This window comes from Enterococcus florum (assembly GCF_004309355.1).
Lineage (GTDB): Bacteria > Bacillota > Bacilli > Lactobacillales > Enterococcaceae > Enterococcus_A > Enterococcus_A florum.
The window spans coordinates 62,983-87,380 of sequence record NZ_BJCC01000008.1 but is presented as its reverse complement, the minus strand read 5'-3'; the positions used below and the strand labels follow the sequence as shown (position 1 = coordinate 87,380).

23 protein-coding genes are annotated in these 24,398 nt (G+C 44.9%); 7 read left to right on the top strand and 16 right to left on the bottom strand.

Annotated elements, in window-relative coordinates:
• Positions 1-7: 7 nt before the first annotated feature.
• The 9 genes from NRIC_RS04640 to NRIC_RS04600 all read right to left on the bottom strand — a co-directional run bounded on the left by NRIC_RS04640 (position 8) and on the right by NRIC_RS04600 (position 9,550).
• Positions 8-2,566, bottom strand: a complete 2,559-nt coding sequence (locus NRIC_RS04640) for an ABC transporter permease (RefSeq protein WP_146621544.1) — start codon at positions 2,564-2,566, stop codon at positions 8-10.
• Positions 2,563-3,249: an ABC transporter ATP-binding protein gene (locus tag NRIC_RS04635; RefSeq protein ID WP_146621543.1), complete on the bottom strand. Its 687-nt coding sequence runs from the start codon at positions 3,247-3,249 to the stop codon at positions 2,563-2,565. Before NRIC_RS04635 ends, NRIC_RS04640 begins: the two co-directional genes overlap by 4 nt.
• A gap of 80 nt (positions 3,250-3,329) precedes the next feature.
• On the bottom strand, positions 3,330-4,319 hold the full coding sequence (locus NRIC_RS04630) for a sensor histidine kinase (protein ID WP_146621542.1): 990 nt from the start codon (positions 4,317-4,319) through the stop codon (positions 3,330-3,332).
• Positions 4,306-4,995, bottom strand: coding sequence for a response regulator transcription factor (locus NRIC_RS04625; protein WP_146621541.1), 690 nt, complete (start codon positions 4,993-4,995; stop codon positions 4,306-4,308). Before NRIC_RS04625 ends, NRIC_RS04630 begins: the two co-directional genes overlap by 14 nt.
• Positions 4,996-5,028: 33 nt before the next feature.
• Positions 5,029-5,298: a hypothetical protein gene (locus tag NRIC_RS04620; protein WP_146621540.1), complete on the bottom strand. Its 270-nt coding sequence runs from the start codon at positions 5,296-5,298 to the stop codon at positions 5,029-5,031.
• Positions 5,299-5,466: 168 nt separating this feature from the next.
• The gene (locus NRIC_RS04615; protein ID WP_175580002.1) at positions 5,467-6,132 is read right to left on the bottom strand and encodes an HAD family hydrolase; all 666 of its coding nucleotides are present in this window, start codon (positions 6,130-6,132) and stop codon (positions 5,467-5,469) included.
• A gap of 117 nt (positions 6,133-6,249) precedes the next feature.
• Complete coding sequence (dapF, locus tag NRIC_RS04610; protein ID WP_146621538.1) at positions 6,250-7,083, bottom strand: diaminopimelate epimerase; 834 nt, start codon at positions 7,081-7,083, stop codon at positions 6,250-6,252.
• A 9-nt stretch (positions 7,084-7,092) separates the two neighbouring features.
• Positions 7,093-8,391, bottom strand: coding sequence for a diaminopimelate decarboxylase (gene lysA, locus NRIC_RS04605; protein WP_146621537.1), 1,299 nt, complete (start codon positions 8,389-8,391; stop codon positions 7,093-7,095).
• Between the two features lies 1 nt (position 8,392).
• A complete protein-coding gene (locus NRIC_RS04600; RefSeq protein ID WP_146621536.1) occupies positions 8,393-9,550 on the bottom strand; it encodes a M20 metallopeptidase family protein in 1,158 nt (385 codons plus the stop codon).
• A 630-nt stretch (positions 9,551-10,180) separates the two neighbouring features.
• Here NRIC_RS04600 and NRIC_RS04595 point away from each other — a divergent pair.
• Positions 10,181-10,363 carry a hypothetical protein gene (locus tag NRIC_RS04595; protein ID WP_146621535.1) on the top strand — a complete coding sequence of 61 codons (183 nt, stop codon included), beginning with the start codon at positions 10,181-10,183 and terminating at the stop codon, positions 10,361-10,363.
• A 189-nt stretch (positions 10,364-10,552) separates the two neighbouring features.
• On the opposite strand, the gene NRIC_RS04590 is transcribed toward NRIC_RS04595, so the two are convergent.
• Positions 10,553-12,313 carry a choline/carnitine O-acyltransferase gene (locus NRIC_RS04590; protein WP_175580001.1) on the bottom strand — a complete coding sequence of 587 codons (1,761 nt, stop codon included), beginning with the start codon at positions 12,311-12,313 and terminating at the stop codon, positions 10,553-10,555.
• Between the two features lie 269 nt (positions 12,314-12,582).
• On the opposite strand from NRIC_RS04590, the gene dapA reads away from it, so the two are divergent.
• The 5 genes from dapA (at position 12,583) to NRIC_RS04565 (ending at position 16,734) form a co-directional block, all read left to right on the top strand.
• Positions 12,583-13,467 (top strand): 4-hydroxy-tetrahydrodipicolinate synthase, encoded by an 885-nt coding sequence (gene dapA, locus NRIC_RS04585; RefSeq protein ID WP_146621533.1) that lies wholly within the window; start codon positions 12,583-12,585, stop codon positions 13,465-13,467.
• A 1-nt stretch (position 13,468) separates the two neighbouring features.
• The gene (gene dapB / locus NRIC_RS04580) at positions 13,469-14,224 is read left to right on the top strand and encodes a 4-hydroxy-tetrahydrodipicolinate reductase (protein WP_146621532.1); all 756 of its coding nucleotides are present in this window, start codon (positions 13,469-13,471) and stop codon (positions 14,222-14,224) included.
• 8 nt (positions 14,225-14,232) lie between these two features.
• Positions 14,233-14,943 (top strand): 2,3,4,5-tetrahydropyridine-2,6-dicarboxylate N-acetyltransferase, encoded by a 711-nt coding sequence (gene dapD / locus NRIC_RS04575; protein WP_373862068.1) that lies wholly within the window; start codon positions 14,233-14,235, stop codon positions 14,941-14,943.
• Between the two features lie 109 nt (positions 14,944-15,052).
• Complete coding sequence (locus NRIC_RS04570; RefSeq protein WP_146621530.1) at positions 15,053-15,520, top strand: MarR family transcriptional regulator; 468 nt, start codon at positions 15,053-15,055, stop codon at positions 15,518-15,520.
• A gap of 14 nt (positions 15,521-15,534) precedes the next feature.
• Complete coding sequence (locus NRIC_RS04565; protein WP_146621529.1) at positions 15,535-16,734, top strand: glycosyltransferase; 1,200 nt, start codon at positions 15,535-15,537, stop codon at positions 16,732-16,734.
• A 342-nt stretch (positions 16,735-17,076) separates the two neighbouring features.
• Here the strand turns inward: NRIC_RS04565 and NRIC_RS04560 are convergent, their stop codons facing one another.
• Both NRIC_RS04560 and NRIC_RS04555 read right to left on the bottom strand, forming a co-directional pair.
• Positions 17,077-17,409 carry a hypothetical protein gene (locus tag NRIC_RS04560; protein ID WP_146621528.1) on the bottom strand — a complete coding sequence of 111 codons (333 nt, stop codon included), beginning with the start codon at positions 17,407-17,409 and terminating at the stop codon, positions 17,077-17,079.
• 68 nt (positions 17,410-17,477) lie between these two features.
• Positions 17,478-17,987, bottom strand: a complete 510-nt coding sequence (locus NRIC_RS04555) for a hypothetical protein (RefSeq protein ID WP_146621527.1) — start codon at positions 17,985-17,987, stop codon at positions 17,478-17,480.
• A 520-nt stretch (positions 17,988-18,507) separates the two neighbouring features.
• Between NRIC_RS04555 and NRIC_RS04550 the strand changes: the two genes are divergently transcribed.
• Positions 18,508-21,345, top strand: coding sequence for an ATP-binding protein (locus NRIC_RS04550; protein ID WP_146621526.1), 2,838 nt, complete (start codon positions 18,508-18,510; stop codon positions 21,343-21,345).
• A gap of 98 nt (positions 21,346-21,443) precedes the next feature.
• On the opposite strand, the gene dhaM is transcribed toward NRIC_RS04550, so the two are convergent.
• From dhaM to NRIC_RS04530, 4 genes are all read right to left on the bottom strand, one after another.
• Positions 21,444-21,812, bottom strand: coding sequence for a dihydroxyacetone kinase phosphoryl donor subunit DhaM (dhaM, locus tag NRIC_RS04545; protein ID WP_146621525.1), 369 nt, complete (start codon positions 21,810-21,812; stop codon positions 21,444-21,446).
• Positions 21,805-22,383 carry a dihydroxyacetone kinase subunit DhaL gene (dhaL, locus tag NRIC_RS04540; protein WP_146621524.1) on the bottom strand — a complete coding sequence of 193 codons (579 nt, stop codon included), beginning with the start codon at positions 22,381-22,383 and terminating at the stop codon, positions 21,805-21,807. Before dhaL ends, dhaM begins: the two co-directional genes overlap by 8 nt.
• A 21-nt stretch (positions 22,384-22,404) precedes the next feature.
• Positions 22,405-23,388 (bottom strand): dihydroxyacetone kinase subunit DhaK, encoded by a 984-nt coding sequence (dhaK, locus tag NRIC_RS04535; RefSeq protein WP_146621523.1) that lies wholly within the window; start codon positions 23,386-23,388, stop codon positions 22,405-22,407.
• Positions 23,389-23,623: 235 nt separating this feature from the next.
• Complete coding sequence (locus NRIC_RS04530; RefSeq protein ID WP_146621522.1) at positions 23,624-24,346, bottom strand: MIP/aquaporin family protein; 723 nt, start codon at positions 24,344-24,346, stop codon at positions 23,624-23,626.
• Between the last annotated feature and the right edge of the window lie 52 nt (positions 24,347-24,398).

Genomic DNA, 24,398 nt, shown 5'->3' with positions numbered 1-24,398 from the left:
TGTCACACTAGATCATGTCATCCCGCAATGCATCAATAATATTTTCTTTGTTGATTTTGCTGACTGCGTACAGCATGGTAATCAGAACAATCAAAAAAACACTCACTATACTGATGCTCAGGCTAACCCATGGGAAAATGAACACAATATTTGAGCCGTCAATGAAGATGCCTTTGTAAATCAACCAGGAAATGATACTGGACGCAGGCACTCCAATCAGCAGCGCGCGCACTCCGTAAAAGGAACACTCGAAAACCATCATTTTGTTAAAATCACGATCGGTCATGCCGACAGAACGCAGCATCGCCAGCTCTCTTCGGCGCAGTCGGATATTGGTGGAGATCGTATTGAAAACATTGGCGATCGCGATCAATGAAATCATGACGACAAAGACATATGTGAAGACATCAACTACAAACAGAATATTGCGATTTTGCTCGAATAATTCATTGACGTTGTAGAAGGTATAGGTCGTATTGACTGATGCTTCTTTGAGAATCTGTTCCATTGCCTTGACGGATTGCGCTGGATTCTTAGAGGAAAAAGTCAGTCCTTGATTGAGCTGCGTTCCTGAAGGCACCAGCTGTTCCTTCCACTGGAAAGGTGCCACGACAATAAAAACAAAGGGATTGACCGCTGCTCCGGACTGACTGGGCAAGGTGTCGATCGGTATTTTGTCAATGAAGGTCACGTCGATGGTTTGTTCTGGGCCGACTGCTGTCCCTTCCCGCTGAGGAACGATTGAAAAACGTTGCGTAGATTGAGTGAACAGATCGACGCGTTTTCCTTGGGGATGTTTCTGATCCTTGGATTTAGCTGCGGCGACCATTTTAGCATTTGGACCAGTGTATTTTTTTAGCGGTAAATTCAAGCTTTCAATAAAGCGCTGGTACTCGCGGTCTTCAATAAACTGAATTTCTACCGGCAGCTGGATCGGGGCACTGGAAGCTTTGATTCCTGCTGTTTTTCGGTAGTCCGCTGAAAGCGTTTCTGCGTCAACATTCGTCGAATAGGCGGCAATCGTTTGATACGAACTGTTGGTCACTCCTTCGACCGTTTTAAACCTGTCATACAGCTGAAACAACAGTTGCTCCTCCATATCTGAGGTGGTAAACACGATATCGTAATCGGTATCCACTGCAGAACGCTCCGCTGCTTGCTTGAGATGCGCGCCAAAGGTACGAGCTGACACAAACAGCACAACACTGAGTGCTAAAGAAAACACGATACTGCGGTAGCGTTTTTTGTTGCGCTTGAAATTTTTCAAAGCCAGCATCCCCTCAAAGCCATATATTTGCGCCGCTAGAGGAGCAGTTTTGACCTGCTTGGATTCAATCTTGATTTCATTAGTCTGACGAATATTGACCATAATAGGCGTTTTCGCTGCTTTTCTGGCTGGCAGATAGGCGGAGATCAAGATCGTGATCAAGCTGACTCCCACTGCTGCAGCCAGGATCGGCAGGGATATGGTCATCGTCAACGGAACTTCTGAAGAGGTGATCGTAGTAAAATTCTGCGCAACCAGTTGGATCACCAGCCGAATACTTGTCAGACCCGCTAAGACACCGATCGGAATCCCAATTGCCCCGATACACACTCCTTCAAACAAAACCGAATAACGCAATTGTTTAGGTGTCGCGCCGACAGAAGCAAGAATCCCAAATTGTCGGGTACGTTCATTCAGCGAAATGACAAAGGAGTTGTAGATTAAGAAAATCGAACCAATCATGATCAACAGCACTAGGATGCTGCCTACTGAATACAAGAAAACATTGAAAACTGTGTCATCAGATGCCCCCATGAAGCGCAGAAGATTGTCATTCAGCATATAGCCCGGTTTCCCAACCAACGCTTTGGCAAACGACTTGGCTTTCCGCGGGTGCTTAAGCGTCACAAAGAGACTGCAGCTGCCGCTCTTATCTACACTTTCCTTCCTGGTTATCAGTGTATAGCCTGGTGCAGCGCGCTTTTCAAATATCGGCCGAACAAAGGTGCCGACAACCGTGTAGATTTTTCTTTGGTCTGGCTGCAGTGCTTCTTCAGCGGCATAAGGCTGGTCCTGTCCCAAAGAGTGATCTCCCATTTGCCGCGTACCTAAATCAAGAAAGAGTGTGTCTCCCACAGCATAAGTGACTCCTCCGTTTGCGGCTACATGAGACGGAACCAACACTTCGCTGCTGTTTTTTGGCAAACGTCCTGCTGTAATTTTGATCGGAAAGGTGTCAAAGGCTTTCGTGTCAAAACCAGCCATAAAAAGATACGGCTTGTCAGGATTTTTCCCGCCCTCAAGCGTGGCATAGCCAACGTTCTCAAAGGGGACAACAGCCGCGACTTCCGGATCTTTTGCCAGCTTTTCTGCAAAGGCCGCATCCACATCAAAAACTTCCAAATGCCAATTACCATACCGGACCATAGATTCTTTAACCATGTAGGACTGCAAGGAAAGCGCAAAGGTTGCTACACCTGTGATCATCGCCGTTGAGAGGATCACACCGATGATAGTGACCAGTGTTCGTGTACGGCTTTTTTTCATATTTTGCAAGGTGACTTTATTGAAGACGTTCATGACTGCGTCATCCTCTCATCGCGAACCACTTGACCATCCGAAATACCAATGATCCGATCGGCCTGCAGGGCAATATTTTCATCGTGAGTGACCAGAATCAAGGTTTGATGGTACTTCCGGTTGCTGAGCTTTAGGAGATTGACAATTTCGTGTCCGTTGCGGCTGTCCAGACTTCCAGTGGGTTCATCGGCCAGCATGACTGCCGGCGCATTCATCAGCGCCCGGCCGACAGAGACCCGCTGCTGCTGTCCACCGGATAATTGGTTAGGCAAATGCGTTTTCCGTTCTTCCAAGCCTAGCAGCTCCAACAGTTCGTTTAGTCGCTGCTGATTGACTTCACGTTTGTCCATCAGAATGGGCAAAGTGATGTTTTCCACGACATTCAGTGTAGGGATCAGATTGTGGAATTGATAGATCAGCCCGACTTGACGGCGGCGAAAAATCGCCAGCTTTTCATTGCTTTGGGCATAGACATCTTGCCCATCCAGGTAGATTTTGCCGCTGCTGGGCACGTCCACCCCGCCGATCATATGCAACAGGGTCGATTTTCCTGAACCGGAAGAGCCGATGATCGCTGTAAATTCCCCCTTCTCGATCGTCAGTGAGACATCATTTATCGCGGCGACTTGCTGTTCGCCAGTGCCATAAAATTTGCTGAGGTTTTCGATTCGCAATAGCTCCATTTGGTAAGACTCCTTTCTTTGCCTACTTTCATAATAGAGCTTTTCCCTTTCAGCACCGTGACTTTCCGGTGAGAGATTCGTCACTTTGGAAACTGCAGGAGAAACACAGCCCCACCTTTGGGATGATTTCTCGCTCTAATCGTCCCATTCTGTTGCTTGATGATGCTCTTGCTCAAGGACAAACCGATGCCGTACCCAGCCGTTTCAGAGGGTTTTCCCCGATAAAAACGCTCAAACAAATGAGGCAGGTCGGAAGCGTCAAAACCTGGTCCGTCATCGTGGATGCTGATTTCAACAAACAATGGTGTGTCGCGGCAAACAATTTCGATTGTGCCCTTCTCCTCCGCATTTTCCAAGCAATTCTTGAGAACATTTTGCAAGGCTTCTGTCAGCCAGCCCCTGTCTCCTTGTACCTGTACGGATTCGGCAATGGTTTGCTTTACGGTCACATCGCGCAGCTCCAGAGGAATCAGCAATGGACGCAACGCCGCTTGAACCAGCACTTTTACCTCGATTTCCTCCTTTTTAAACTGGACGACACCTGCATCCAAACGCGACAGATTTAGTAAAGCCGTCAGAAGCCAATCCATTCGATTCAATAATTCCTCAGTTTCCCTTACAAACAGCTGACGTTGCTGCGCCTCTGCTGTGCTGGAAATCAGAGACAGTGTTAGATTGGCCGAAGTCAAAGGAGTGCGCAACTGGTGAGCGATATCTGCCATCGCTTCTGCCAACCGTTCTTTTTCCCGTTTCAAGGCTTCATTTTGTTCGCGGATTCGCCTGGTCATTTTCGTAATCTCGCTTTGAAGGATCGCCAGCTCCCCTTCGTCGCTTTCTTGGATCATCAATCGATCGGCATCATGCAGCACCAGATCTATTTTGGCGGAAAGCCGGTTGATATGCTGGTATCTTCTGCGAGTAAACCAATAGAACAGCACAGCAAAAACAGCGGCAGAACTCATAACCAGAATTCCTGCCGCTGTACCTAGTCGAAAACCGAGGGCGCTCAAAATGATGGCAAGCAAGACATACCCTCCTGCAAATCGTCGAAGCTCCTTATTTCGAAACATGTGTATTTCCTCCTAAGCGATACCCCGTACCTCGAACCGTCAAAATAAGCTGAGGTCGGCTCGGGTCCTCTTCGATCTTCTCCCTCAGTCGTTTGATATAAACCGTTAAGGTATTGTCATTCACAAATTCGCCTGCCGCATCCCACAATTCTTCCAGCAGTCTTGCTCTGGGAATAATGCTTTTGGGATTGTTGACAAAGACCAGCAGCAGCCGGTATTCCAGTGCCGAGAGAAACAGCTCCTGTCCATGCTTCTTTACCACTCCGCTGTTGGTATCGACCTGCAGCTCCTGAAGCTGAAAGACAGCTTGCTGAGGGCTGCTTGTTCGCAAGGCATTTTTGATTCGGGCCACCAATTCTCGCGGGCGAAAAGGTTTGGTCACATAATCCTCCGCCCCAAGCGTCAAGCCAGTCACCACACTGGCTTCATCGCCGGATGCGGTTAAAAAAATGACCGGAACGGCTTGTTTAGCTTTGATCTCCGTATAGACAGTGAAGCCATTCCCGTCCGGCAAAGAAATATCGACCAAAGCCAAATCAAACGTTACTGATTCCAGCAAAGCTAGAGCCTCCTCTCGAGAAGACGCATGAAGCAGCTCAAACCCTTCCGCCTGCAGCAGAAGCATCAGGTTTTTAGCAATGCTTTGATCGTCTTCCACTAAAAATACCCGTATCATTCGTCCATTCTCCTATCTGAAGTGCTTAGTCAGCTAACTGTAAAATTCCTGCGGGATCTTCAGCTTAACCATGACCTGTTCTCCTTCTTGCGTCACGCCCAGGATCTCGATCTCCGTATCCAGCGATGTCCGGTATTTGTAAGCCTTATTGTAGCTCTTGATATCATAAGGTTCCAAAAGGGTGACTGATTGAAAATCCATCCCGCAGCAGTCCTTTACAAAGGCTTTGAGAATATGTTCCGACCCCTTTGCCGTTAGCATCTTCTTCGACAACAAATCATTCATAGTCCTATGTTTTTGCATCGTGCTCCTCACTTTCTTTCGATAAGAAGCTGATGCCTTCAGTATAGCATGGTGCATCGTTCCCTATCAAAGTCGTTCTATTCTGAAGATACGCAAAAACCTGTTAAAAAAGGCAAAACTCTCTTTTAACAGGTTCCACTTTAACTTATTCAGCTGGAGCAAACCGAATCAAGAACGACCCAGCACACCAAACAGCACCCGCAGGTCTGGTCCTTGTTTGATCACATTTTCGGGAATTTTTTCGAATGAAGCAGCAAAACTGGAATCAGGTACCATGACCGTTTTGAGTCCAGCCCCTTTGGCTGCAGTGGCACCGGTGATAGAATCTTCCACTGCCAAGGCCTGTTCTGCGGCGATCTCTGCACGTTTTAAAACCTCCAAATACACATCTGGACAAGGTTTTAAGTTGGCAACATTGTCGCCAAAAACCGGGAACTGGATGTATTTTCGCAAATCCAGCGCTTCCAGTATTTTACCGGCCCGTCCTTCGTAAGAGGAGCTAGCCAAGCCTACTAAATAATGCTCGCTGGCAAAAGACAGAACTTCTTTGGCATACGGCTTCAGCTCTACCTGCTGATCATATAATTTCTCAAAGAAGTAAGCTTCACGGGTCGCTCGAACTTCATTGGTCTTTTCTAAACTTCCTGTGTATTCGATCATTTCTTGATTGATGATCTTTGTACCTTTTCCACCCCAATTATTGACGACTTCATCGGGAATTACTACCTCATGCTTCTTGATCGCATACAGCCAACCGTCCCGATAGACCCGTTCAGTATCGACCAGTAGGCCATCCATGTCGAAAATAATCAGCTTCCACTCTTGATTTGCCAAAAAAACCCTTCTCTCTTTTTCGGTATCGTTTACTTTTAACAGTATACTATGGTTGTTTCCTTCCATACAATCGTTCTCGCAAAAAAAGGCAGTATTTTTTCAAATACCGCCTTTTGACTAAACGAACTCTAAATTTTCATCAAGGATCAGACCTTGGATTACTTGATTGGTGTCCCCGATCAAAAAGAGGTCCTCCCCCTCCACGTTGACCTGCAGGGTACCGCCTAAAACTTCTACCATGACTGGATTGGTGGGTGTCAGTCCTTTTTTATTCAGTACATAAGCTGTCGAACCTGTGCCGGTTCCGCAAGCTAACGTAAAGTCCTCTACCCCGCGTTCGTAGGTCCGTTCCACCACGGTCCCATCTCGCAATAGGTCATAGAAGTTGACATTGGCACCTTTTTTAAAGGTCGGATGGTGACGAAGCTCTCGAGCCATAGTCTGGATCGTTTCCAGCTCGGTCATGGCCAGATCAGGATAGTGAACCACCAAATGCGGAATTCCCGGATCGCCCAATTCCACATAATCCACCATCAGGTCTCGCCCGGAAATTTTCAAGACCAAGCTTTCCGTGTAAACCGTCGGTGAGTTCAGCTGAACTTGATACAATCGTTTCCCTAATCGCTTCGCCGGAACATCGCCGGCCATTGATTCGATCACCATGGTCTCCTTGGCTAATCCGGTTTCATAGGCAAAGCGAGCCACACAACGGGCACCGTTGCCGCACATTTCAGCCTCCGAACCGTCTGAGTTGTAATAACGAGCATAAAAATCCCCGTTTTGCTTCGCCGCCTCGATAGCGATCAGGGTGTCCGCTCCCACAGATACCCGGCGTGTACAGGTTTGTGCGGCCAACCTACTGAGTTGTTTACTGGAGAAGCCCAGCCCGATATTGTCGACCACGATAAAATCGTTGCCGGCTCCTTGCATTTTACTAAAGGGTATTTCCATGCTTTCACCTCATTTCAAATAGTCTGGCAGTACTTCGTTCTCGATCATCTGCTCCAAGCTCTGACGTTTCACGATCAAGTTAGATTGCCCCTCCTTGACAAGTACTACTGCAGGAATCGCTAATTTGTTGTAATTGCTGGCCATCGAATAACCGTATGCGCCTGTCGAAAAAGTGGCAAAAATGTCGCCTGATTCAACCGCAGGCAATTTCAGGTCTTTGACTAAGATATCCGTGCTTTCACAAGCTTTTCCGGACACTGTCACAGTTTCAATTGGTGCTTGATCAGCCTTGTTGGCTAGAATTCCAGTGTATTCCGCATCGTAAAGGCCGGGGCGAATATTATCGGTCATTCCACCATCGATACTGACATATTTGCGGATTTCAGGTAGTTCTTTGATCGCTCCGATGGTATGCAGCGAAATCCCCGCCTCCGCCACGATGCTGCGGCCGGGTTCGATTACTACCGCGGGTTGAGTAAAGCCTTCTCGTTCACAGAAATTCAGCACTCGCTCCATCATTGGATCTAAAAAATACGAATACGGCTGCCGAACGTCTTTGTCCGTATATTGCACACCATAACCACCGCCAAAATTCAGCTCGCTCACTGCATAGTCAAAACGAGTCCGCACTTCCTTCATCAAATCCAGTGCGATATCCACCGCCCCAAGATGAGCCTCATTCTCAAAAAGCTGGCTGCCGACATGGAAGTGGAAGCCTAAAAATTCGATCCCTTTTGCCTGAATCGCTTTTTTCACCAACGGGAACAGAATCTCCTCATTGATCGGTATACCAAATTTTGAATCCTTTTGCCCGGTGGAAATAAAGGAATGTGTCGCCACATTGACCTCTGGCGTGATTCGGAACAGCACTTGGATCGTTTTGCCTTTTTCCTGCGCCAGACTGGAAATCAAATCAACCTCGTGCAGGCTGTCGACAATGATTCGACCGACACCGTGTTCGATGGCCATTTCAACCTCCGCTAGGGATTTATTATTGCCATTGATTTCGATTTTTTCCGCGGGGAAGCCGGCTTGAATCGCCGTATGCAACTCGCCATCAGAAAGAACTTCTAAACAAAAGCCCTGTTTTTCGATAATTTTCATCATCGCCAATGTGGAGAAGGCTTTACTGGCATAAGCCACACGAACATTTTCATATTTGTCGACAAAATCTCGCTGCAACTCTTGCAAACGCTCTTCGATCATCGTTTGCGAAAAGACATACAAAGGAGTGCCGTATTCCTTTGCCAGTTCAACAGTGTCGCAGCCATCCCATATCAAATGTCCGTTTTCTACAGTATAATCCATCTTATTCCTCCTCGTTTAGTGCGCCGATCAAATCGACGAAGGTCTGAATGCCTAACAACAAATGCGTTTCATCAAATTTCATTTTCCCGCTGTGCAGTGGATAGGTATAGCCCTTTTCCTCATCACGAATGCCCAAGAAGAAAAACATTCCCGGCATCGCTGTTTGGTATAAAGAGAAATCCTCCGCAATCAAATACGGCGGTGTTTCTTCGTAGTAGGCTGCTGCGGTCTTTTCCAACGTGCGTACCATTCGCGGATCATTGTCCACCACCCGATACATATGGTTGAAGATCACTTCGGCCCTGCAGCTGTAGCCCTCCGCGATCCCGTTGGACAGTAATTCGATCCGACGACAAACCTCATCATAAACTTGATCGTCAAAAGCCCGCATCGAGCCATGTAAGACAACTTCCTGCGCCACGATATTCATCGCTTCCCCACCATGGATCGTCCCAAAGGTCAACACTGCATTTTCCAGCGGGCCAATATTGCGAGAAACAATCGAATTCAACCCCGTCACGACAGCTGCTGCGGCGACCACCGCATCTTCTCCTTGCTGCGGTTGCGCACCATGCGAACTCACACCAATGATCTTGATCGTCACTTCCGCATTTCGAGCCATCATCGGTCCAGGCCGACAGGCGATTTTCCCAGCGGGCAGATCAGGAAATACATGCATCCCGACGATCTCCTCTACCCCCAGCTCCTGCAAAATGCCAGTTTCCAAGATCAGCTTGGCTCCGCCAGGTCCCTCCTCGGCAGGTTGAAAAACAAAAACGAGCGTACCCTGCACTTTTTCAGGATGACTAGTTAAATAAGAAATAAATCCCAGCATCGTCGCCATATGTCCGTCGTGACCGCAGGCGTGCATTTTCCCAGGTGTTTTCGAGGCAAAGGCATAACCCGTTTGCTCCGTCACCGGCAATGCATCGATGTCCGTCCGATAGGCGATGGTTTTCCCTGGACGCTCGCCGCGCAAGACAGCCACCGTTCCCGTTCCGATCACCTCATGGATTTCTGTAATTCCAAAAGCCTTTAATTTTTCTCGAATGTACGCCGCTGTTTTGAATTCCTCCAGGCCTAATTCTGGAATCTGATGCAACTCGCGGCGTGTCCTCGTCACTTGTTCCTCTAATGCTTGAATCTCCTGATCAATCATTGAATCACCCTTTGCTTCAAAAGCATTCTAATAGTTTCATTAGAATGCTATCGATAGTTTCTAATCATTATAGTATAAATGCGGTATTTATCCAATCAGAAAAACAATCCATGACGTTCATCATTTATGAATCACAAAAAAAGTCTAGAAAACTAGGTTTGAGAAATGGGATTCAGCTGTAAAAATATGGAAAATATTGCTGTTATATTCTTTATAAAGTCGCTCCAGTACCACCTGAGTGTAATCGAGACAAGGAAGCAGCTCGCCCTCAAAAGTTACCTGATGTCTAGGAACACTCTGGACTATTCGTATTTCTATACCACATGAGAGTTCAAAAAAATAACCTAAATGTCCATCGCCTTGAAGGAAGTCTGAGACAGTCAAACTATTTTGCAGATCGCCTTTGACTATGGGGTCTCGCCGCATGAAGCCTTTACGTGGACCTTCAAACTCGCATATAACCTGCAACCAGCATCTACCGCAAACAGCCACATCCAGTCTTACTCCTCACCCAGATCAACCTATTTAACCGCTGCCTTATTGGGTTAAGATGTCAAAATGAGCGCTACGACTAGCGGCAGCAAGCAGCGGACAAGCCATAGGCTGCCTCAACGATTCTGAGAGGCATATGTGTGGTGGATTTGGCGTTTTCTGCGATCCGAGCGCTACGGGTTGTGCTTGACGCCTACCTATTCTGGTGAAGTGCCTGCACAGATGCAAAGGATCGACGTTCTAGAAGAATATGTGGTGGTTGAACACGAGCCTTTCATCTACGAACTGGAAAATCGTGAAATCGAAGAAAAGATGGAGTAGTCCATGGTTGCTCTTATTTATAATGAGATGGGTATCAATTCGATGCTTCTGAAGGCAGGATCATATACTTCTACCATGACTCTGAGCGCTTTTGGAAGTATATCCGTCTGGCTCGCCGCGCCAAATATTAACACAACAAAGAACAGCCAACCCGTTACTCCCAAGGGTTGGCTGGTTGATTGGCATAGATTATGTTAGCAGTTCGTAGAGCTCTTTCAAGGCCATTTCGGTTTGTTCCAACAGCTCCCTGCCCTTTTCTGCCTGTTCCTTTTTAGAAGAAAGAGTCAACATGATTTTTTCTTCCAACAGACCATAATACAGCCCGTAACCATCTTTATCGACGGGTCCAAAGCTGAAGGATTCCAGCAGTTCGTAAGGAATGCCTGTGGTGGAAATGAAATTGCTGGTGACGGCTTTTAAGCAATCTGTCGAGAAAAAGGCATCTGGACATTCTGTCGGTTCCAGCATTTTTTGCAAGCCAAAAAGATGGCGTTCGACACCCAAGCCCTGCTGGCACTGGCGAATACGTTCTCCGTGAGCCTTGGCGGCCAGCTGAAAGGCTTCCAGCACCTGCTCTTTTGTGGCCGCTGCGCATTCATACTCCGTCAAAAATTCGATAAATTGTTTTTTCTCCTTGCTGACGGCACGGGCACACTCGGTTCGTCCTTGATAAAAACCCCGCATCGCTACTGGTTCATAGACTGACTTTAGACAGTGGAAAGTTCTAAACTGTGCCATGGTCAAAGCAATATGAAAAAAGGCATCTGGACTGGTTTTGGACTGCTTGATTTGTTTTTTTCCTAGACAATTTACGACTTTGTGCTGAATGGTGTAGGAGTTGTTCTCAGCTGCCACCACCGTTTCACATGCCGCCAGGGCCGCCTCGTCATCTTTGGTCAGCTGCCACTCCAGTCGTTCTGCTAAATCCACCTTCGAAAGACGACCTGTCTGCAGCGGCTCCTGTTGAAATCGCTTGAAGACCCTGGTCAAAAGATTCATGGCTGGAACGCCATCTACCGCCGTGTGCTCGATGTTAATGCCAATCCAGCCCTGTTGAGTAATGGTAGCCTGCAGCGTTTTTGTGATAAATTGATCATGAGGATTCAGCAAAAGATCAAAAATCCGTTCCTCCACCGTATCGTCTGGACCGGCAGAAAAATTTACCGCAAACAAAGCATCTTCAATTGACCGCAATGCAGCTTGATTGGTTTTTGTCGCCCTCAGCTGCTGGTACAATGTTGCCGAAGCCTCGCGGGGCAAGCCTGTAAAATGAGCAAGACGCTTTTCAGCTAGGGTGGCTTGATCTTTTTGCTGCAGGATCGTCTGGAGGGTCTTCACTAATTGTTCCAAAGAATAGGGTTGGCCGACTTCATCAGTGACCTTGACTTGATAATAATTACCTTGATGGATCACCAATACCGAACTGTTTTCAGCTGTCATTTCTCCGCGATAGAAACGATCGATGTGGCTCCCTGGAATTCGGCAGCTTTTGAAAAAATTTAAATAAAAGGACATATCAACCTGACGATCATCCCGGTTTTTTTCTAACGGATAATGTCCTTGGACCAACTCAAAATAAATCGCTGATAAACAGTAGATCAATCGGGCCGCTTTTTCAGCTTTAGAGGAAATCTGGTCATAATAGCTCGGCTGGATCACCAGCGCAAAGTTGGATTCGCTTTGCAGACAACCACGGCTTTCTAAATACATCTCCTGCCAAAAATCTGCCAACCAACTGCCCGCAGTTTGGGCTTGGTGAGCCTTCAATCTCTCCTGCAGCACCTGTCCCTGCGACTTTTCAAAAGATTCGGTCTGTGCTTTAAAGGCGGCTAATTCTTGTGGATCCGTCACCGGTTCCGCCCAGTCCAGTAGCGCTTTCAAGGTATCTGCTAAATCCGGCAACGGCAATTTAGGAATGTGTGGCAGTAATTCTTCTTTATAGATTTTCAATATTTGTAACAACACCCTTCATTTTAGAAAACGCTTTCCTTCTATTATACGCATTTTTTGGAGTGAGAACTATCCAAAATTTTTATTTTGATCACGTCCATTCAATTTCTACTAATATGTACGAGTTTTTTTACTTTCTCAGCTATCTGTTTTTTTAATGAGAAAAAATAGACAAAGTCTCATTTTATCGTTATAATTCGAGATACTAAAGCATTATCCTCCAGCAATGGAAACATTGTTCGGAAATTACACACAAAGGAGTGTTTGATTTGAGCATATTTGAAGGCACAGCAGTTGCGCTGGTTACACCGATGCATGAGGACGGGGCTGTTGATTTTAAACGATTAGATGAACTAGTAGAATGGCATATTGCAGAAGGAACCGATGCGATCGTTGCTTGTGGGACCACAGGAGAGGCCTCTACCTTGACCAACGAAGAACACATCCAAGTGATCGAAGCCGTCGTCAAAAAAGCGGCTGGACGTTTGCCTGTCATTGCGGGAACCGGCGTCAATGATACCAACCATGCGATTGAATTATCCACAGGAGCCGAAGCAGTAGGCGCAGATGCCCTATTGGTCGTGACCCCTTACTATAACAAAGCCTCTGATACTGGGTTGTTTTTACACTACGAAAAAATTGCCCAGAGCGTTGATTTGCCGATTATTCTTTATTCTGTTGCCTCCCGCACCAATCTCAACATCACTCCAGAAATGGTCAAAAAACTGGCAACCATTCCAAACATCGTCGGCATCAAAGAAGCCAGCGGCGACATTTCGCAGATCGCTGAAATCTGCCGGATCGCCCCTGAAGGTTTTACTGTCTATTCAGGAAACGACGATCAAGTGCTGCCATTGATGGTGCTAGGTGGCAAAGGCTGCATCTCCACTATCGCCAATATCGCGCCAAGACAGACCCATGCGCTGACCCAAGCGATTTTAGACGGCGATTACGAAAAAGGCCGAGAGTTGCAGTTAGCACAATTGCCGTTAATCCACGCGATCTTCTGCGAGGTCAATCCGATTCCTGTAAAAACCGGTGTAGGTCTTTTGGGCAAAATCGACCCGAACTTCCGCCTGCCATTGAGTGCAGCAAAATCGGAAACCATCGAACGCGTGAAAAAAGAAATGGCTGCCTACGGATTGGAGGTCTAAAATGATCAACGTAATTTTACACGGCGCAAACGGCCGTATGGGAAAAGTGTTACAGGAGATCATCGCAGATCAAGAGAACATGACTGTTGCTGCTGGGATCGATCGTGAAACGTTTGCCGCCGATTTCCCAACTTTTCAAAGCCTAGACGAATGCGATGTCTCAGCCGATGTCGTAATCGATTTTTCTCATTACACGGCGGTCCCTGCTGTTTTAGATTATTGTGTAGGCAAGCAGCTGCCGGTAGTGATCGCCACTACGGGTCTGAACGAAGACACCAAAGCTTATTTGGCAGAAGCCAGCAAAAAAACTGCGGTCTTTTTCTCTTTCAACATGTCGTTAGGAATCAATCTTCTGGCCAAGGCGATCCGTGAGATCACGCCCCTGCTGGAAGATAATTTCAACATAGAGATCGTTGAGAAGCATCACAATCAGAAAAAAGACTCACCCAGCGGAACCGCATTATTGTTGGCAGATGCTGTTAACGATGCTGTTCAAGAAAAAAAGACTTATATTTATGGCCGCCACGACAATGATTTGGCCAATCCTCTCTCCGAACTCGGGATCCATGCCGTCCGCGGCGGAACGATCCCAGGAGAACATACCGTGATCTATGCGGGTCCCGATGAAGTCATCGAATTGAATCATTTGGCTCTGTCACGCAATGTTTTTGCCAGCGGCGCCGTCAAAGCTGCAAAATATATCAGCACCAAAACCATAGGGCTGTACAACATGGAACAATTAATCGACGAAAAGTGAGGAATTTGATGTCAGCAAAATTAACCGATCCTTATGAGATCGCTAAGTTTATCAAAAATGCAGAAAAAACTACGCCCGTAAAAGCCTATGTTCAAGGTGACCTAGCCGCAGTCAAAAGCGATCAGGTCAAAATTTTTGGCCAAGGCCATTCCTGGATCTGGATCGGCAACGCCGAAGATGTAAAGGCCTTGATGAGCGAGCACGATGATCGGATTACTGAAAGCCACATTGAATATGACCGACGCAGCTCGGCAGTACCGATGCTGGATATCACCGAGGTCAACGCCCGAATCGAACCCGGTGCGATGATCCGAGATCGCGTATCGATCGGCGACCACGCTGTGATCATGATGGGGGCCATCATCAATATAGGAGCCTCTGTCGGTGAAAGCACGATGATCGACATGGGAGCTATCCTAGGTGCCCGCGCAACTGTCGGCAAACGTGCCCATATTGGTGCAGGAGCCGTTTTAGCAGGCGTATTGGAACCGCCTAGTGCTACCCCTGTAATCATCGAAGACAATGTACTGGTCGGTGCAAATGCCGTCGTTTTAGAAGGAGTGCGTGTCGGAAAGGATGCTGTCGTTGCAGCCGGAGCGATCGTAACGGAGGATGTTCCTGCCGGGGCTGTCGTCGCTGGTTCGCCTGCCCGTGTAATCAAAATGAAAGACGAAAAAACCGCTGGTAAAACCGAATTTCTTGACGATCTGCGGAAATAACCAACTTTTTTAAAACATCTTCAAAAAGAAGATGTTCTTTTTTTTGAAATCCCCGATCGACACCGGTCTCCCTTGATAAAATGGAAGTGGAAAGCGAGGGAGATCTACCATGACCGACAAATTGAAAAAAGAAATTGTTAACAATTACCTGTCTTTGGAATCCATGCTGGAAGATTATTATAAATCAAAAAATTACCATCCACAGTGGCGCTATGCCTACAAGGGTCAGAATCAATTGCTGTCGCTTCTGAAAAAGTATCCATTAATCAGTCAAAAGGAACTCGTGTCACTGGTCAATATGCGGCCCCAATCGGCTTCGGAAATGATCGGCAAGCTGGAACAAAAAGGACTGCTGAGACGGTATCCCTCCAGATCAGATCGACGAATCCTGATGATCGAGCTGACAGACAAAGGCCGAGCATTCAGCTACAAGATTCATACGGAAGACACGATCTTTTTGAACCGTTTGACAGAAGATGAAATGATTCATTTGAATCAATTACTTAATAAATTATTGTTGTCTGGAGAAGAATTGCTGAAGCAAAATGGCTTGAACGATCCCTTCTCTACCAGCTAGAAAAGGAGTGTTTTATGGCACAGCGTCCGGTATTCGTCTTTGCCCCGGCAACGTTCAACTTGGCTGAAACAACGCGCATGATCGAGGTAGCCAAACAACTGTCTCCCCGTTATGACTGCCAATTTTTCGGCTTTTCCCGAACCTTCGCAGACTGGATTACGAAAGCAGGTTTCGCCTTTACTCTGTTGACTCCCGTTTTAACGAAGGAGCAAGAGAGACAAATCATTGCCCTCGATCAAATGAAGGGCTTGACTAATCCTTTTACCGAGGAAATGGTGGCACAACGAGTTCAAAACGAACTGGCTTTTCTGCAGCAGCAAAAACCAAGAGCAGTAGTGACCGGCAGCAACGTTACGATCTTTCTCAGCGCACGCATCGCCAAATTCCCCTTGGTTTATATTAAGCCCTATGCTTTATCACGGCCACAGCTGACTCACCAGACAGGCTCTTGGGCAAAAAAGAGCGTGGACCAGCTGATGTTGAAGATCCCCTGGAAACCGCGAGCATTTAAGAAAATCGCTCAGCAATACGATCTCAAGCTTCCCAAGTATACGATCGACATGCTAGATGGCGACCAGAATCTGATCACGACCTTCCGCGAATTTACTAATGTATCAGAGTATCCACCAAATTACCATAATGTCGGACCGATTTTCGCACACTTGGATACACAGCTGCCGGCAAATATCCTGCGACTGATCCAAGAATCTCAAGAAAAGCCGATTGTTTATCTGGCCCTCGGCAGCTCAGGCAATCAGCGTTTGGCGAAACGGATTTTAGCGATTCTGAAAGAAACCGAGTATGTCGTCTTGGCTCCTCTGAAGCAATACTTGGTTCAGGAGGCGATTCAATCATTTGCTGGAACTTCAATTCACATCACGGACCTACTGCCGGCGCCTTTGCTGGCCCCTTACGTGCAGTTTTCAATCATTCATGGCGGAGAGGGCACTGTGCAAACTGCTTGTTTGTCCGGCAAGCCCTTCATCGGCTTTGGGTTGCAGCAAGAACAGAAAATGAATCTGCACGATTGTCAGGAATACGGAAATGCCATCCGGCTTGACCCTCTTGTGTTGACACGGAAGAAATTGTTGACGGCGATTGAGACCATCCAAACACCATCTTATCTGAAAAAAGCTCAAGAGCTGGCACACATTTTTGATGGTGACGGTGCCAAACGAGCGGCGGCGTTTATTGAGAAAACGTACGAGCAATAAGTAACCTGGCTATTCGTCAGTAAATTTGAATAAGAAAGAAGCCATTAAAATGATCAGCTTATTGTCATTTTAATGGCTATAAATATCTCATTTTATTTCTATTCCTTCTTGCAAAACTACGCAGTTTGAGTATGATTTCTTTTTAAAATTCAAAACCGCAGTGCGGGCATTTGGCCTTCCCAGATATTGCATTCGAGCTGTAAGATGTACCACCGCACTTTGGGCAAGTTCTCGGTTTACTTGGATCCCAACCTGTTTGCCCTTCTAAATAATACGTATAAGCCATTATTTCACCTCCTCTCAAATTTTTTTAACAGTCTCTGTCCAAGTTGACGTTTAGAGCTATTTGTTTAGATTGTTGACACGAGACTGAATTTCTAGCTCTTTATAGACACTATTCAACTGATTTATAAAATGATCATAATGATTTAGATACTCTCTCCGGACATTCTTAAAATCACCGAATTTAGCCAAAAATGGATATGAGCGGTTAATTTCTTGAGAATGCTGTGTGATCATCTCAAGAGAAGAGAAATCCCCACTGCGAACGGCTGCTTGCAGCTGTATTTCTAATTCCTCAAGAGAAGCAATAAGATCTGCAATTTTATTAAAGGTTTGATGTCTGAACCATAATGCAGGAACGACAATAATAGCAAGTATTACAATATATTTCATTTTCCTCACTCCAAATCTTTTTTCGTTTGATTCTTTAGGCATACCCATCAAAAAAGCCACGACCTGATTCAATCGCACTCATTTTCTTCTAACTTTTGACAATCGACTCGATAACGAAAATGATCATAATCAATCAACCAAAGAATTCCTAAAAGGGCAAAATTATCGTATCCTAGTAATTCAAAATTGTCTCTATGCGCATCGCTAAAAAAATTACCCATTAACTTTTTAGCTAATTTTTCCTTTTCTGGATCTCGTAATTCACCATTCACATTTTCAGCTAAGAAAAAAATCCAAACCAAAAGAATAGTTGAACGACTATCTTTCGAGCTTAGTTCCATGCAAGGAGCGATTAGATCGTTGATGCTGACCATACGCGTTTGATTGACAAGCTCATTAAATTCTGCTGCTGCCCATTCAAATTCTGGATAGGCTTTAGCGATAGTATTAGCCATAGTTTGACAGTGGCCAACAGTACGAATGGCAGTAACGATATGATCCGGTTTGTCCTGTGACCACTCCAATTTTTTGGCAATGATTGAAAGTGAATGGATCATGCGTTCTTCAGTTGTATTCAAAAAAACAACTCCTTTGCACTATCTATAAAATGGGGAACAGAATAACAGCCTATAGTGATTTGTTTCCCTTCAAATGCTTGCATTAGATTAATTACTCATCTTCTTGTTCTTCTGGGTCAGAGATAAAACCCGCTCTTATAAAAAGTCTATCCTTCCTACTATTTGCAAATCCCCTTTGTAAACTCTGCAAAATTTGCTCTCTCATCTTCAATTCCTCCTGTTTCCTAAAAAAGTTTTATTAAAAACAGCTAACTTTGGATAGGCTGCTTTTTAATAATAAAATTCTATCATTTTCTGAAAAGGCTTTTTTAAAATCTTAAAAAAAATCTCAAACGGGACATAAAACGCTGAATTATTAGGTTTTTTGACCTGTTCAGATGGAATACTCCACCAATATTTGTCACATTTTTTCTTTGAAAAAAAATTTGAAAATCTCATTAATTTGCTTGCTATTTTATTTCTCCGCCTTACAATGAAGATGATACAGTCGTTCTGTTTTTTCGAAAGGAGGAACGTCATTTTGAAAGTAAATCAAGCAGAAGTACAAAAAATTATTGGATATAGTGTGGCGAAGCTTTTTGATCTAAACAAATTTTTGAATTATTGTGAAAGAAATGCAGAAAACATGACCCTGCAGACATTGAGGAATTGGAAAGAGAAAAACACAGCACCAAGTAAGTCTCTTACAAAATCAGCTTTAAATGTGGTTATTTTGGAAAAAAATAAGTTGACTATTGAAAAAAAATACTTGTCGAATCCTGCTTTATTAGGGCCATTTTTTGATGGATTCAATCAAGCACTTGACAAACTTAATCTCGATACCGAGCAGCGAGCACCCGAAAAAAAACTGAATAGTTTGCAGGACATTGTTCCAGAGTTTGCTGCTTTTTGGAAAGAATTTCAAAACAATAAGTTTCAAAAAATCCCTTTTCGAATGGTTTGCGGTGATAATCTGGATGGTGAAGTGACAGAAGATTTACCTTTTTACCCTTTTCCAACATACCTTACGATCAGCACGCAAACATTCAACTTCTACATTGGAAGAGAAAAGCAGCAAAAGGATATGGACGAACTATTTGTTAGGTTTAAACAACCTATCTATCTTCCTTCGATTGGCGGTATGGGTAAAACGACTTTCGCCAGACATTATTCTAGACAAAGTTCCCGAAAGAACCTTTTTATCACCGTCCCCTCAGATGAGGTAAAGGATGTTCGTCTTCAACTGTTTGATGCGATTGATCCAGAAATGCTGAAAGGATTGAATAAGGTCGAAACAGATCAGTTCCTTACAAGTATGATGGATGATTTTGTTTGTAAAATGGCTGAATACAACTCATCAATTCTACTGATTATTGATAACGTAACCACGACCGCACAGCTCCTTTCCTGTGAAAAACTGACGCCCCTTTGTGAGATTGGCTGGCAGATTTTAGTTACTTCAAAAGCCAATGCGGATAATGATACCATCCCAACGTATAGTCAAAGATTGTGTGACTTTCCGCCGCTTTCTGAAGAGAACTGTCTTGACCTATTTCGTCACTTTTTCAAATCTGAGATTTCAGAAAAAGATCGACCTATGCTTACAACGATCTTCCGTCATCTCGGTTCCCACACTTACCTGATCAAGCTGTTGGCTCAGGTTGGGTTTATGGGCTCCCTCTCTATTGAAAAATTGCAGGAAATTATTTTGACTAGCAACAGCCTGCTGCCTGAAGACTTTCTGTCTTTTGAAGTTCGTGACAACGATGACACTTACCATACAATCCAAGAAATAATTTTTCGCTTGTTTATCAATAGTGGACTAAATCAAAAAGAAAAAAGAATCATGGTCTATTTTGCTCATTTACCAAACACATCACTCAATCAAGAATTATTGGTAGAATTGATGGTAAAAAATCAGCATGAAGTCCTCAAGAATGAGCGAATTACGGCTACAGAACTAAAACTGATCTTCAGAAAATTATTTGAAATGGGCTGGTTAATTAAAAGAAATAATTCCACCAATCAGATCAATTACGAATGCCACAGCTTAACGCAAGGAGCATTGAGAATAAAATTTAAAAATATTAATGAAATTGTACGTCCCTTTGTTAAAAACGTAGGGAAATTTTTCTCTATCAAAGAAAATGGGGAAGAATATCTTGAAAAATTTCATACGCTAGGAGTTGCAGATGCCGTTTTGCAAAAATATAAAGAACCTACGATAGAACGATTCTATTTATTGCAAAATTATCTGAAATTCCGGGCAAGGTTCTCTAGCTACAAAGCAGATAGCGATGCTCAGAATGAAGAAATGTGGCATTTATTCAACCTACTGCACCCAGAAGAAGATTCATATAACTACAAGTTGAAAAAGGTGCAGTGTCGAAATATCTACTTAACGGTTTTTTATGAAGTATCGAAAATGAAAGGAAAGGCAGTTTGGCTGCTGGAAGAACGATATAAGATTTTTAAAGAGACTGCTGATTTTCTCCCCAAAGATGACTTGACCTATATTCGAATAGAGCGGAAATGGGCCAGCATGTTAACCCATAATGGTAAATGTTCAGAAGCTATTCACCGCTTGAAGGATATGAAAAAAAGAATCAAGAAAAAAATTGATCATCAGTTTGGGGATCAAAAGCAAGAATGGTTGTACGCCTATTTCAAACTGCTTAATTTACTTGGTATTGCTTACAATTCAAAGTATTTACAAAAAAAGGACCGATCCTTTTTGCGACAGGCTCTTGCTACTCGAAAAGAATATCTGAAAGTTGGATATGAGGTTTTACCTAAAGATAGCTATACTATTCGTGCTTGCTACAATGACCTGGGGATGACTTATTGCTATATGTATGATGAATACGACAAGGTGAAATATCTGGAAAAAGCCAAAGGATATCTCCAGTACTCACTTGAGAAAGCGATAGAGCGTTATGGAAGAAACTCACACCGTGTTGCGATTGCTCAAAAGAATTTTTCTAGCTATCTTATTCGAAATGGAAACTGCAATGCAGCGATTGATTTAACTGAAACCGCTGTGAAATATCGGATGGAAGGGTCAGCTATCATCTTTCGGCGTATACATGTAACAGACTATCGTTTCTTAGGAATTTTGTATTTTAAGCGTTATATTCATGAAAAATGCCTAACCGATTTAAAAAAATCGTTTTGCCATTATCACTTTTCTCTTCACCTTTCTGATTATTTGTTTGGATCAAAAAATAATTGCTTGAGCAAAAGTACAAATGAGTGGCTGAATAAAGCAAAAATAGAAATGCACCACTGCAATATTCTATGTTGGCTTCCATATGGTTTTTTTCAAGCAAATGTGCATCGACGATTGCTTGACCCTCAGATACTGACTAAATTATGCTGACTAAGTACCTATTTCCCATTTCAGCTGAAAAAGCCATTGAAATGAGAGCTGTCTCCACATTTCAATGGCTTTTTTGATTGAACAATCACCAGTACCTGCTATTTCACCTTCAACGCCTCTAGCTGCGTTTCGATCTCTGCCTCTTCTGCCCCAGCTGCTATCAATGCACAAGCAGTATAAGCACCTTCAACAAAGGCTGCATCAAAAAGGGTAACCGATTTCTCTGTCATTTCAATCGCCAGTTCCAAATTCATCTTGGCGCTGCCTAAATCATAAAAGGCTAGAAGCTCATCGGCACTATTGTCTTCGATTGCCTGTAAGATTCGTTCCATTGAAGTCCCAATTCCGCCGTCTTCTAAGCCGCCTGCTGTTGTGACGGGTACATCTTTTGCCACTTCCCCAATCAACCGCTTCAGGCCTTCAGGTATTTCTTTTGTATGAGAGATTAGCAAAACACCTCTATTCATCAAACACACCTGCCTCAATCATCGACTCGAACAGGTAAGCAGACGACATTGCTCCGGGATCAATGTGACCGATCGAGCGATCACCCACATAAGAAGCTCTCCCTTTGGTTGCCTTGATATCTTTGGTTTTCTCAGCCAGTTCCTGCAGTTTTGCTTCCGTCAATGCCCCGTTTTTCACTACGTCAATCGCCGGGATCCACAGGTCCAGCATGGTCTTTTCTCCTTGCTGAGCACCTCCACGTTTTTTGATACCTTCAGCTGCAGCTGTCAACAAAGTCGCCGGATCGCTACTCTCTTTGCTGGCTTTCATCATTTCCATCATCGCGGTACCGTACAAAGGCCCAGATGCGCCGCCCACTTTCCCGATCAACGCCATCGCAACGGTTTTGAAAATCGCGGGCAAGTCGCCGCTCAAGTCGGCTGCTGATACTGCATCCATGCCTCGACCCATGTTATTGCCATGGTCGCCATCACCAATAGGTGTGTCCAATTCGCTTAAATACTCTTTTTTGTCTTGAATTTTTTGATTGAATCGCTTGAAGGTCTCTCTCAAATTATCTGGTGTAAACATTTGTCTCGCTCCTTGTCCTTTTTACCAGGCAATCGTATGCACAGGCTCGTTCAACAAGCTCACTCGTTTGTCGTCGAGTTTGATGAGTGTCACTGAAGCACCTGCCATATCTAACGACGTCATGTAATTGCCAACTTTGGTGAATGCTACCTTGATACCATCTGCTTCCAACAAAGCTTTGACATCGTTAAAATAGATGAACAGCTCCATCAGTGGGGTTGCTCCCATCCCATTGACAAATACCCCGTAACTATCGCCAGACTGCCAGCCGAATTCAGCCTTCAATTTGCCTACGACTTCTTTGGCGATCTCGCTGGAGGTCTTGATTTTTTCCCGGCGATACCCTGGTTCGCCATGGATACCAACGCCATATTCCATCTCATCATCGTCTAGTGTAAAGCCCGGTTTGCCAACCTCTGGTACAGTTGCGCCAGAAAGCGCAATCCCCACCGTTTTGATATCCTTGACCAGCGCTTCGCCGTAAACAGCCAGCTCGTTGACACTCTTGCCTTCCCGAGCCAAACCACCTAAGATTTTGTGCACCAGCACGGTTCCGGCTACTCCGCGGCGGCCTTGGGTATATGTGCTGTCTTCTACCGCAATGTCATCATCGACCAAGACTGAAGCCACTTCAATGTCTTCCATCTCTGCCATTTCTTTTGCCATATCAAAATTCATAACATCGCCAGAATAATTCTTAACGATCATCAAAGCCCCTTTACCCTTGTCCGTTGCTTTGATGGCCTCATAAATTTGATCTGGGGTTGGCGACGTAAAGACTTGTCCGCAAACCGCCGCACTTAACATGCCATCGCCAACAAAACCTGCGTGAGAAGGCTCGTGTCCACTACCTCCGCCGCTGACCAATGCTACCGAATCAAACTCATCCGTTCGTGCAACAACCAACGTTTCTGGTACTTGTTTCAAATAGTCAGGATAGGACCCGACCAGTCCTGCCACCATTTCTTCTACAACATCCTTTGGTTGATTAATGATTTTTTTCACTTTTTTCCCTCCTAGATCTTTTTTTAAAGCAGAGGTTTATAGATCTCCACTTTTTTGCCGAAATCAATTAGACTATCCATCCTTTTACTGCCAAAACGGCGTTCCACTTTTATTCTAGCACCAGACCTTTTTAGCGAGAAGTTGTCTGGGTAATCTCGGCAATAATTTCTTACTCCGCAATATAATTGTAATTTCAAAGCAAGGACAGCCTGTGCAGACTGTCCTTGTTTTTTGGTTAAATTGGCAGCACCATAAATAATCCAGCGGCTAAAACAGCACCGATGACTGGTCCTGCGATTGGAACCCATGAATAGCCCCAATCAGAATCTCCTTTGTTAGGGATCGGCAAGAAAGCATGTGCGATCCGCGGTCCTAAGTCCCGAGCTGGGTTGATAGCATATCCTGTAGTCCCCCCTAAAGACAACCCGATGGAAATGATTAAGATCCCAACTGCGATCGGATTCAGCCCGTCACCGAAGTCTCCCATTCCAAAAGCCAATAAAGCAAAAACCAACATAAAGGTGCCGATGATTTCACTGACTAAGTTCATTCCCAAGCTGCGAATCGCAGGCCCTGTAGAAAAAACACCTAAAATCGTTGCCGAATCCTGAGTCTCTTTCCAATGTGGATAGTATTGGATAAAGACTAAAATTCCGCCTAAGATCCCGCCTAGAACTTGAGCGAGGATATAAGGTGTAACAGCATCCCACCCGATATTTCCGGTCATGGCCATGCCGATCGTTACAGCAGGGTTCAAATGCGCAGGCGACATATACCCGGCAGAATAAGCACCGATCGTTACGGCAGCCCCCCAGCCAAGCGTGATGGCGATCCATCCAGCCCCTTCTGCTTTTGACTTTCTCAAGCTCACTCCTGCTACGACACCGTCACCTAATAAAACTAGAATCGCTGTACCTAAGAGCTCGCCAATAAATTGTGTACTCATGGTGGTATCCATTCTGTTTCCTCCTCAAAATTTCTTATTTTGTATCGGATGGTGCCAGAAAGTT